We start from the raw sequence: 12,585 nt of genomic DNA on the forward strand, positions 1-12,585 counted from the left end.
GTTTGTTTTTATGGCATCCATTCTAAAGCCGGATTACTCCGACTTTATACTTTCCACCGGATTCGAATTTGCTACCTGCCAGTTCTGGTAAGTAACGGTTATAAAAGTAATGGCCGAAACAATAACAAAGGCTACCGGAAATACCCACCAATAGATCGGAGTACGGTAAGCAAAGTTCTCCAACCAGCGATATACGCCATAGAATGTAACCGGAGCCGACAGCACAAAACAGATCAACAGGATCAACAGATAACTTTTGTTGAACATAAACAGTATCTCCGAAGTAGAAGAACCCAATACTTTCCGTACCGCCACTTCCTTGCGCTTATGCTCACTTTCGAAAACGACCAAGCCAAAAACACCGACAACAGAGATAAATATGGCTATCAGACTGAACAAGGTTATCAAGTTACTTATCTTCAACTCCTTGTCGTACGTATGTTGCAACACTTCATTGTAAAAAGAGACTTTAAACGGATAGACCGGATCGATCTTGCTCAACGATGCTTTTACATGTTCCATGGCAGTCCACAGGTCGCTACCTGCCTTTACTTTGATATAAGCTGCACTGTAATACCGGATTCCGTCATTTCCTTTCCAATACTTTCCGCCGATATAAAATGCCATTGGCGACACTTCGTTACGGAAAGAAGCGAACTTGATATTAGGAATAATTCCGGCAATCTCTTCCCCTTCGACCGATTCACCCACCACAAGATCATACATATCGCGTGCCTTTTCATTAAATATATACGTTCCTTTATCTTTCAGATCATCTTCCGGCCGGAAATCACGGCCATCGATCACATTTATTCCCATGACATGCAGAAAACTCGGAGAAACAGGGATACATTGGAAATCGATAGGTTTATCGTTATAATTCCGTCCCCAGCCCATATAATAGTCCCGGCTCGACAATATCTGGTCGGCACACGTGATAGCTTCTATTCCTGAAAATGTTTTTATCTCACTTTCCAGCACACTCAGGTTTTTATTAATCTTACTGTTCAGCTCGACAACAATCAGTTCGTCCTTATCATATCCAAGCGGCGCACTTTGCATATAATGGTTTTGCAGGAACATGAACAGAGAACCGATGATCAGGATAAAGGATGCAATAAACTGAATACTGACCAGCGTACTCCGCAGCACACGTCCTTTAGGCGACAATCCAAAACTCCCTTTTAGCACCAGGGCCGGTGGAAAAGAGGTGATGTAACAAGCCGGATCCCCCCCTGCCAGCGCACCGACCAACAAGGCAATGATCCCTGTGACACCGATAATTTTCCATTGTATCCCCAAAGACATATCGGCATCCACCAGAGAAGCAATAAACGAGTTTTCAGCCAGATGCAATACGACCAGCGAAATCAGGAATGCCACGAAACTGATAATGACAGCCTCTCCCAATAAACTCAGCCGTAGCAGGCTATCCGGACTACCGAGCACCTTCTGCGTATTGATGCTCTTAATGCGCATCGGCGTCAATGCCGTGCTGAAGTTCGTAAAATTGATACCGGCAATCAGCAGGATTATGAAAGCGATGGCAAACAGTACCTGTACTGTCTGACGACTGGCTTTCGGCATCGAATCGTAAGAAGCGTTGGTCAGGAAATGTAATTGGGTAAGCGGAGTGATATGCAGGTCGATCTTATCCCTTTCCCAATCCAGATCGGAACCGGCCATTTTTGTCTTATCGAAATTCTTTTTGAAGTTTTCCTTCACATCTTCCGCATTTGCCGGATCATCCATACGGAAAAAGAAATAATAATTACTGTTACCCCACTCATCATAATTTTCCTTCGGATCCATCTGGAGGTAAATGATATTGCGGACAGATGAATTACGGGGAAAATCTTTAAAAACACCGTTGACGATCGCAACTACTTTTCCCGATGTCCCGCCCATCAACTGTTTACCGATAGCCGATTCATTACCGAACAGGCGATTAGCGATGCTTTCGGGAATCATGGCCGACTTCGGTTGCTCCAGCGCCGTTTCATCGCCTTCCACCATATCGAAATGGAAAACACGGGTAAAGTCGGGGTAACTGTCGCTATCGGATCCTGAAAGTTTTGTATCTCACCGCTCCGTTCGACACTGTAAAACCCGTCGGAAGTCCACGATGTCATAAGGGTTCCTGCTTTGATATGCGGCGACGATTCTGTAAAAGCCCTCGCCAAAGGACGGCTCATAATGGCTACCTGTTCTCCCTGATATTGCATATCCATCCGATAGATCGCTTCTGATTCCGGCTGGCAGGAATCGAACGTATAATCATAACTTACCTGCATCATGATCACCATAAATGCAGCGAAAGCAATACTTAATCCCAGAATATTCAACAAAGTCGCCATCCTGAAACGGCGGAGTACACTGATAAAGTTTCGTAATATCGTTTTCATATTGACCTCTTTTTATCCAATTCGTTCAAATAACATGCCAAAACGATAACTCTTTGTCAATCAAAAACATTTGGCTCACGCCTTAAAAATGAATGTCTAATAATTAGACAGTCGTGTCAAATTATTAGACATTCATAAAGGAAAATAATTTCCCGGTCACTCCGACTTTATACTCTCCACCGGATTTGAATTAGCGACATGCCAGTTCTGGAAAGTTACGGTTATAAAGGTGATAACCGAAACAATAATAAAGGCTGCCAGAAATACCCACCAGTACATCGGAGTACGGTAAGCAAAGTTCTCCAACCAGCGATATACGCCATAGAAAGCCACAGGAGCCGACAAGATAAAACAAATAACCAGAATAATCAGATAACTCCTGTTGAACAGTACCAATATTTGCGGAGTGGACGATCCTAATACTTTGCGGACAGCCACCTCTTTACGTCTGTATTCACTCTCAAACACCACCAGTCCGAAGACTCCCACTATGGAGATTAAGATCGCAATGACACTGAACAGGGTGATCAGGTTACTGATCTTCAGTTCCTTTACATAGGTACGTTGTAATATCTCGTCATAAAAAGAGACTTTAAAAGGATAAACCGGATCGATCTTCTTTAATGAAGCCTGAATATGTTTCATTGCCGCACGCAAATCACTGCCGGCCTTTACCCTGACATAGGCTGCTGCATAATATTTACTGTCGACTTCCCCTCCCCAATAGTATTTTCCCCAGACATAGAAAGTCATTGGTGAAACTTCGTTGCGGAAAGAAGCAAACTTGATATTAGGCATAAAACCAATAATCTCGCCACCGTCAATCTTATCCCCCAGTTCCAGATCGTACATCTCACGGGCTTTCTCATTAAATATATAGCATCCCGTATCTTTCAAGTCATCTTCCGGGCGAAAATCGCGTCCGTCGGTCACTTTAATCCCCATTACACGAAGGAAAGAAGGAGACACCGGAATACATTGAAAGTTAATATCCTTATCTTTATACTCGCGTCCCCATCCCATATAGAAGTCCCGGCTCGATAAAACCTGTTCGGCAAAAGTGATATCTTCAATCCCGGAGAATGTTTTTACCTCACTCGCCAATACATCCTGGCTCTTATTCACCTTACCGTTCAGCTCCATCACGATCAATTCGTCCTTGTCATATCCAAGCGGTGTATTCTGCATAAACCGGTTCTGCAAAAACATAAACAGGGAACTGATAATCAGAATAAATGAAGCAATAAACTGGATACTGACCAATGTACTTCTGAGCAACCTCCCTTTTGGAGACAGTCCGAAACTGCCTTTCAGTACCAGTGCCGGCGGGAAAGAGGTAATATAACAGGCCGGATAAAGGCCAGCCAACACACCGACAGCCACAGCAATAACCGCCGTAGTAGTAATAACTCCCGACTGTGCCGAAAAAGCCATGTCGGCATCCACCAAAGAGGCTATAAAAGTCTTACTGGCTATAAACAACATCCCCAACGAAATCAGATAAGCCACTGCACTGACGAGAATCGCTTCCGCCAGTAAACTCAAGCGAAGCACACTATCCGGACTTCCCAGCACCTTTTGCGTATTGATACTTTTAATACGCATCGGTGTCAGTGCCGTACTGAAATTGGTAAAGTTGATACCCGCAATCAGTAAGATAACAAAAGCTATGGCAAACAAGACACGCACCGTCTGACGGCTGGCCTTCGGCATTGAGTCGAAAGAGACATTTTCCAGGAAATGTAGCTCGGGAAGCGGTGTGATACGCAGGTCAATACCATCTTTCTCCCAGTCAAAATCCTTACCGAACTGTTGGGATGCATCGAAATTCTTCATAAAGTTTTCTTTCACATCCTTCGTATTGGCTGGATCATCCATTCGGAAAAAGAAGAAATAATTCTGATTACTCCAAGTATCGTAGTTTTCTTTCGGGTGCATCTGCCGGTAGATAATATTCCGGATGGAAGAATTAAGGGGGAAATCTTTAAAGACGCCGCTTATTGTTGCTACCGTACTTCCCGTCTCTACATTCATCAGCCGTTTTCCTATAGCCGACTCATCTCCGAACAAGCGACGCGCCATACTTTCGGGAATGATGGCAGTTTCCGGCTGATCCAGCGCCGTTTCATCTCCTTCCACCATATCGAAATGAAAGACACGGGTAATCCCGGGCGAAGCATTCACGACCGGGTCCTGGAAATTCAGCCTCTCCCCTTGCCGTTCGACACTATAAAAAAGTTCGGAATTCCACGACGCCATAATCATGCCGGCCTTAATATGGGGCGATGACTCTGTAAAGCCTCTTGCAAAAGGACGGCTGAAGACGGCACTCGCTTTTCCCTGAAAGTCCATGTCCATGCGGTAGATTGCATCAGCTTCCGGCTGGCAGGAATCGAACGTGTAGTCGTAATTCACCTGCATCATAATCACCATAAAAGCTGCAAAAGCGATACTTAATCCAAATACATTCAGCAACATCGCCATTTTGAAACGGCGAAGCACGCTGACAAAGTTTCTTAAAATAGTTTTCATATCAATTGAATTATTACTTCGATTTAAGGTTGTTCACCAAACAACTTTTTTAATAAATACGTAATAAATTCAGAAATGTTGCATGATTGCTATTCTGTTTTTATACTTTCTACCGGATTTTCATTGGCAGTCTTCCAGTTCTGGAAAGTAACCGTTAGGAATGTAATAACGGAAACGACCACAAAAGCGACCGCATATACCCACCAATACATCGGAATCTTATAGGCAAAATAAACCATCCAACGGTTCACCCCGTAATAGGCAACCGGTATTGCCAGGACGAAACAGACAATCAGGATACGGACATAGACTTTATTGAACATAAGCAATATCTGCGAAGTGGTAGCACCATGAACTTTCCGTAGACCTATCTCTTTCTTTCTGTATTCGCTCTCAAAAATAACCAGCCCCAACACACCGACAACCGATATAAACACGGCTATCAGGCTGAATAAAGAGATCAGCCAACCGATGCTCAGCTCCCGCTTATAGAGATTATTCAATATCGTATCATAAAACCTGATCTCGGCCGGGAAATTCTTATCTATCGAAGTCAAGGCTTTCCTGATCGAAGCCACTGCATCCCGGATATCCGCCCCCGCTTTTATTTTGATATAGGCATATCTCGGCCGATACCCTGCCGCAGGCGAAACATAAAAAGCCATCGGAGCCACTTCCGTGCGGAACGAAGCATACTTAATATCATCTATAAACCCGGCAATCAAAGCGGGAGGAGCCTCATACCATTCATTTCCCGTGATATATTCACCGGCAACCAGATCATATTGCAATCTGGCCGCTTCGTTAAACAGGTAAACGCCCCCTACCGATTTACTGTCTTCCTGAAGGAAATCCCGTCCCGAAATAACAGGAATGTTCATCAGCCTAAGAAAATCCGGTGAAACGACAAACACTTTGAACTGTACGTTATTCTCCCTGTAACCACGGCCAAAGTCGGTATATTCATCACTTGCCGAAAGTAAATCTTCCGCAAAAGAAACTTCCTGCACAGAGACTTCCTGCTCTAATCGATTTTCCACGGCCTCTATATTCTTTATCAACTGGCCGTTCAATTCCACAATAGCCACATGCTCCTTATCGAAACCTAAAGAAGAGGCCAGCATGTAATGATTCTGCAAATAAATAAACAAAGCGGCAATAATCAGAGCAAAAGAGATGACATACTGGAAAGAGACCAGCAAACTTCTCATCCTTTTACCGGAAGGAGACAATCCAAACGATCCTTTTAGAACCAAGGCAGGAGAAAACGATGTTATATGCCAGGCAGGATATGCTCCGGCCAGCAGGCCGGTAAGAGCAGCCAGTACTCCCGCCCCTATCAATAAAGGAATGTTGGCTTTCAATGAAAGTTCTCCACTGACCATATCGGCCAGCCAGGTATTAGCCATCCCTTTCACAATAAACAAGGAAAGGATGAAAGAAAACAGACAGATCGCTACCGCTTCAACCAACATGGCACAGCGCAACGTATTATCCGATCCTCCCAGCACCTTCTGCGTATTGATACTCCGGATACGCATGGGAACAAGTGCATTGCTGAAATTCGTAAAATTAATCCCGGCAATGACAACAATCAATACAGCGATGGTAAATAACACGAACACCATCGTTTTATTACCTTTGTCTTTCTGTGAATCAAAACGGGCATCTGCCTCATAATAAATATCGGTCAGTTGGGTCAGTCTCACATCTTTCGTTTTCCAATCATAATATTCATGGTTGAAATGATTCTTGAAGTCAGCAATTATCTGGTCTTTTTTACCGGGATCATCCAGTAACACATATAACTGGTAGCCGTTGGCATTCCAATTATCCTGATTCTCCTTTTCACCGATTCTCCTGTATACGGCATTTTGTATCACTGAATTTTGAGGAAAATCTTTATATACGCCACCCACAACAAAAGATAACTTATCGGCTGTCAACTGTTTGCCGACAGCCGGTTCATCTCCGAAAAACTTTTCTGCCTGGCTCTGTGCTATCAAAACATACCCCGGATTATCCAGGCTTTCTATCTTCCCCTCCAACATCTGAAAGTCAAATACAGAAGCATATTCAGGAGTTATTGCATTTACCGGACACCAAAAACTCGTTTCATTCGTATCATTTCCCCTTTTTAATGCAAGCTGACTACCCCAGGAAGAAAGTAATGCACCCGTCTCTATATGGGGAGACGATTGAACGAAAGCCTCTGCAAAAGGGGGAGAAACAACCACCTGGTTCCCCCAATCCGGAGTATAAAGTCCTACCCGGTAAATCCGTTCTGCATTCTTTTGGAACCTGTCGAACCCCCAGTCATATTGTAACTGGATCATTAAAATTATAAAGGCAGCAAAAGCTATACTTAAACCCATCACATTCAATAGAGTCGCCATTTTAAAACGACGGACAACTCCTAATAAATTCCTGATAATTGTTTTCATGATAGTATCTGTACTAAATTTATAAATCTAATGATCCATCCGCTATTCTGTTTTTATGCTTATCACCGGATTTTCGCTTGCCGCCCGCCAGTTCTGGAAGGTAACAGTGACGATCGTCACAGCCGACACCAGCAGGAAAGCCAGTATGAATACCCACCAATAGATCGGAGTACGGTAAGCAAAGTTCTCCAACCAGGCATGAATGGCATACCAGGTCAACGGAGCGGCCAACACAAAGCATATCAACAGGATACGGACATACGTTTTGTTAAACATAATCAGAATCTGCGACACGGAAGACCCCATCACCTTGCGGACACCTATTTCCTTTCTGCGATACTGGCTGTCGAATACTACCAGACCAAAGACACCCACCATCGAGATAAAGACGGCTATCAGACTGAATAATGTGATCAATGCTCCCAGACTCGTTTCTTTTTCATATAAATTATTCAGCACTTTATCAAAGAAAGTAATGTCGAAAGGATAATCCGGATGAATCTCACTCATTACATTCTTGACATGCGCCATGGCTGCTCCCATATCCGAACCGGCTTTTACCTTGATATATGCAAACGCCGCACCTCCCGAATAACTTTTACCACGCACTAAGAATGCCATCGGAACCACCTCCGTACGGAAAGAAGCGAACTTGATATCCGGAACAAAACCAATCACCTCCATATCACCGATCTTATCCCCCAGCTGAATGTCGTAAGTCTTTCGCGCACGTTCATTAAATATATAGGCACCATGCTCCGTCAAAGTATCTTCTTCCCGGAAATCCCGCCCGTCACTTACTGCAATATTCAGTACCTTCAGGAAAGAAGGATCGACCGGCATCACCTGATACTGAATATTTTTACCATTCAGTTCACGTCCCCAGGTCATATACTGATCCTGGCTGGCCAGCAGAAACTCTGCACAGGTCACATCCTCAATACCGGAGAACGATTTCATACGATTCGTGAAAGCGTCTTTACTGTTTAAGACTGTAGCCGTCAGGTCTGTCACGATGATTTGATCTTTGTCGTATCCCAACGAACTGGTTCGCATAAAGTTATTTTGCAAATACATGAACATAGCGCCCATAATCAAAACAAATGAAGAAATGAACTGCACACTGATCAGTACGTTCCTCAATACCCTTCCTTTGGGAGAAAGTCCGAAATTACCTTTCAGCACCAGCGCCGGCGAGAAGGATGTCATATAATAAGACGGATAAATCCCGGCCAGCACTCCGACCAGCACAGATAGCAGAGCCGTCAACGAAATCAACACCGGATGAGCGGAAAAAGAGATATCCGCATTGATCAGGCCTGCTATGGGACTGCTTGCCGTCATACGGACGATCCATAATGCCAACAAGAAAGCCACGACACTGATACAGACCGCTTCCATCAATAAAGAGAACTGTAATGTTGCATTAGAACTACCCAGCACCTTTTGCGTATTGATACTTTTCATACGCATCGGAGTCAAAGCCGTACTGAAATTGGTAAAATTGATACCGGCAATAAGCATAATAACAAATGCGATGGCAATCAGAACCAATATCGTCTGACGGCTAGTCTTAGGAACCATGTCATAAAGAACATCCGTTACATAATGAAGCTCCGTCAAAGGAGTCAGCCGCAAATTCAGGTCATCGGTAGACCACGGCATATTTTTCCCTATCTCGTGCTTTTTATAATAATCCAGAAAGTCGTTTGTCAAATCCTTTGCGGCTTCGGGGCTATCCAGACGGATATAAGCATAATAATTAGAACTTCCCCAATCATTCAAACCCTCCTTATCATCCAGTTTCACATAGACTGCATTCTGGAGGATACCGTTTACCGGAAAATCCTTATAGACACCTCCCACCGTATAATCCATCTCAGGTATGGTAAAAAGACCGGCCAACCGCCCTCTGGTATCTTTCGCTTTCATTCTCCGGCCGACAGCCGATTCCGTACCGAATATCTTTTTAGCCTGACTTTCCGAAATCAAGATCTTTTCCGGGTCCTTCAGGGCATCCTTCGTTCCTTCCAACATATCAAAAGTAAACACATCGGTAAAGGAAGGATAAATAGTCATATTCGGTTCCATATAACTATCCTGTTTCCCGTCCTTATCTACAATAAAAACCGTCTCACTATAGATAGGATAGCTAATGGCTCCGGCAACGATATGCGGTGAGAAGTTGAAAAACACATCCATCAGGGGCCGGCTTACAATAGCCTGAGGCGTTTCCTTACCCCACTGTAGCTCCACCCGGTAGATATTATCGGCTTCATTATGAAAAGTGTCAAAATTCTGATCATAATCAACCTGCATCATAATAATCATAAATGCAGAAAAAGCCACTGAAAGCCCTAAAATATTAAGAAGCGTCGCCATCTTAAAACGACGTAATACACTGATGAAATTTCGAAGAATTGTTTTCATTATATATTTATTTTTACCCGAATAGGTTCAAAACGCATGCCAAACATGTAATCATCTAATAAATAACACCTTGACGAATCAAGGTGTTATCAGATGTGTCTAAATTTTAGACACTGGTGTAAAATAATTAGACAAATTAGATTAATTATTCACTTTTTACACTGTTCACCGGATTCTCATTTGCCGCTTTCCAGTTCTGGAATGTAACCGTCAGCATGGTTATACCGGCCACAATGCCGAAAGCCAACACAAACACCCACCAATAGATCGGGGTCCTATCGGAAAAGTTTTCCAGCCATTTATATACGCCGTAATAAGCAAACGGGACAGCGATCACAAAACAGATCGAGACAATACGCAGATAAGACCTGTTGAACATATTCAAAACCTCCCCTACCGTAGCACCGAACACTTTACGCACTCCGATCTCTTTACGCCGGTATTGCGTTTCAAAAACAACCAGTCCAAAGACACCCACGATCGACAGCACGATAGCCAGCAGGCTGAACAGAGTGACCATCTTTTTCAGATACTGTTCCTTATGATACAGATTATTGAATACCGTATCGTAAAATTCTATTTCGAACGGATATATCGGATCGATATCGGTTATTACCCGATGGATATGGGCTACTGCTTCTTCCACGTTTGTTCCGGATTTCATACGTATATAAGAAACCGGTAATATGTTATTTGCTTTTACTTTAAGAAGTAGCGGCTTATCCTCCGAACGCAGGGAAGACACTTTTATGTTGTCGATGAAGCCGACTATATTACCTGTACCCATCCAATTCTTTGCTAACGAACACCCCGGTTCCATATCGGGAACGAAATCCAGTACCCGCTTGGTAAAAACACAAGCATAGGTAGAATCACTTTGTGCATCCGAACGGTTGAAGTTGCGTCCACTGATGACAGGAATGCCCATCACATCCAGGAAGTTCCATGACACATCGATAATTTCACTGCCAAAACCGTTATTATTATAACTGAAATAATTAGAAGAATAGACATCCGATGCCCCGACCAGGGTACTGGCAAAACCAACATCTTCAATACCGGCATATTCCTTGAGACGATTTACCAACAAGTCGCCGGACTTCTTGACCGTTTCCATTCCCAACGTCACCATCGCTATCTGGTCTTTATCGAATCCCAACTTATAAGAACGCATATAGTTATTCTGGATCTGTATAAAAGAAGAGCCGATGATCAAACCGATGGAAACGACATACTGGAAACCGATCAAAGCCGTACGCAACTTCCGTCCTGAAGCAGACAAGCCGAAACTACCTTTCAATACCAGTGCCGGTTGGAAAGAGGTCATATACCATGCCGGATACAGACCGGCTACCAATCCCAATAAAACAGAAATACCTAACATCATAAACAACAACGGTATATAATGCAACAGATTCGTATCCGCTTCAACGAACGATAAAACTTCCGCCCTGTTCAATATCCAGGTCAATAAAAAGGCCAACAGGCAGGCAAATACACAAATAGATACCGCTTCGGCTACCAAACTCGCCCGCAGACTTGTTGTCGAACTACCCAATACCTTTTGGGTATTGATACTTTTTATCCGCATCGGAGCCAGCGAAGTACTGAAATTCGTAAAATTGATCCCCGCAATAACAATAACCAGTAAGGCAATCAATACCAACAACCGTATCGTATCTACATTTCCGGTCTTAATAAAATCATCTAACTGACCTGGCATATAATAAATATCAATGATAGGTATCAGTTGCAAGCGGGTTTCTTTATTAACGTTATATTTAGCAAAATCGAATGTACTATTGAAGTTATCCTCCACCACCTGACGAGATTCAGGTGAATCGAGCAATAAATATCCCATAAACTGCTGAGAAAACCAATCGTCTTCGTAACGTTTATTCATCCGGGCATAAATTCCGTTTTCCAACTGCGAGTTTTCCGGAAAATCTTCATAGACAGCTCCGACGATAAAGTTCGTCTCGTCCCAATAGGGTATTTTGTCTTTTACACGTACACTCTTTCCAATGGCGGATTCGTTACCGAACATCCGCCGAGCCATGCTTTGAGGAATCATCATCTTTTCCGGATCTTCCAGGCAAGCGGCAACACCTTCCACGATAGTCAGCTCGAACACCTTGGCTAAATCCGGATAACAGGGGATTAACTGTTCTTTAAATCCCTTCTCTTCCTCCCCTTTACCTACTATGACATAACGCTTGCCAGTAAATGAATTCAGCAAAGTATAACTTTCGATATGCGGAGACGAAGTAAATGCGGCATTCGCCAATGCCTGGGGAATCACTGACGCATAAATATCCCCTTCCCCCCGATTCATATCCACCCGGCAAATACGTGAAGCGGTCGGATAACACCGGTCGAAAGTCCGCTCATATTGAACCTGCATCATAATCACCAGAAAAGCGGTAAAGGCTACCGACAGTCCCACTATATTCAGGAAAGACGCCATCTTGAAACGGCGCAGTACATTCAGAAAGTTTCGCAATATCGTTCTCATTGATATACTATTTTTTGTTATTTCAGTTATTTACACATTCCAACAACCAAAATACGTGCCAAAACAATAAAACATTAGATATCAACAAAATACAAAACAACAAAACTTCAAGATATGTCTAATAATTAGACAGTCCTGTCCAGTTTTTTTACATCCTATCCGCTCCCCAAAAAGTATTCACATTAGACGTTTCAGACACCAGCCGCAAGAATCTCCTACCTTTCAATAACATAAACTGAAAGGTAGTATCTTTTGAAAA

4 protein-coding genes and 1 pseudogene are annotated in these 12,585 nt (G+C 43.3%); all 5 read right to left on the minus strand.

Translation table 11 applies throughout. From position 1 onward, the window contains the following. Window positions 1-33: 33 nt before the first annotated feature. Window positions 34-2,405: pseudogene (locus C825_RS18140) on the minus strand (ABC transporter permease). A gap of 156 nt (window positions 2,406-2,561) precedes the next feature. After that, window positions 2,562-4,937: an ABC transporter permease gene (locus C825_RS18145; RefSeq protein WP_010803544.1), complete on the minus strand. Its 2,376-nt coding sequence runs from the start codon at window positions 4,935-4,937 to the stop codon at window positions 2,562-2,564. A gap of 89 nt (window positions 4,938-5,026) precedes the next feature. Then, a complete protein-coding gene (locus C825_RS18150) occupies window positions 5,027-7,381 on the minus strand; it encodes an ABC transporter permease (RefSeq protein WP_007653333.1) in 2,355 nt (784 codons plus the stop codon). A 42-nt stretch (window positions 7,382-7,423) separates the two neighbouring features. Continuing rightward, window positions 7,424-9,811 (minus strand): ABC transporter permease, encoded by a 2,388-nt coding sequence (locus tag C825_RS18155; protein ID WP_007653329.1) that lies wholly within the window; start codon window positions 9,809-9,811, stop codon window positions 7,424-7,426. A gap of 145 nt (window positions 9,812-9,956) precedes the next feature. Beyond that, window positions 9,957-12,326, minus strand: coding sequence for an ABC transporter permease (locus C825_RS18160; protein ID WP_010803545.1), 2,370 nt, complete (start codon window positions 12,324-12,326; stop codon window positions 9,957-9,959). Window positions 12,327-12,585: the final 259 nt, after the last annotated feature.

Origin of the sequence: Parabacteroides sp. ASF519 (assembly GCF_000364265.2) — a bacterium.
In the GTDB taxonomy this organism is placed as follows: domain Bacteria; phylum Bacteroidota; class Bacteroidia; order Bacteroidales; family Tannerellaceae; genus Parabacteroides; species Parabacteroides goldsteinii.

Coding starts and splice junctions, on each gene's coding strand:
- C825_RS18145 (WP_010803544.1), bottom strand. CDS start 4,937: ATGAAAACTATTTTAAGAAACTTTGTCAGCGTGCTTCGCCGTTTCAAA.
- C825_RS18150 (WP_007653333.1), bottom strand. CDS start 7,381: ATGAAAACAATTATCAGGAATTTATTAGGAGTTGTCCGTCGTTTTAAA.
- C825_RS18155 (WP_007653329.1), bottom strand. CDS start 9,811: ATGAAAACAATTCTTCGAAATTTCATCAGTGTATTACGTCGTTTTAAG.
- C825_RS18160 (WP_010803545.1), bottom strand. CDS start 12,326: ATGAGAACGATATTGCGAAACTTTCTGAATGTACTGCGCCGTTTCAAG.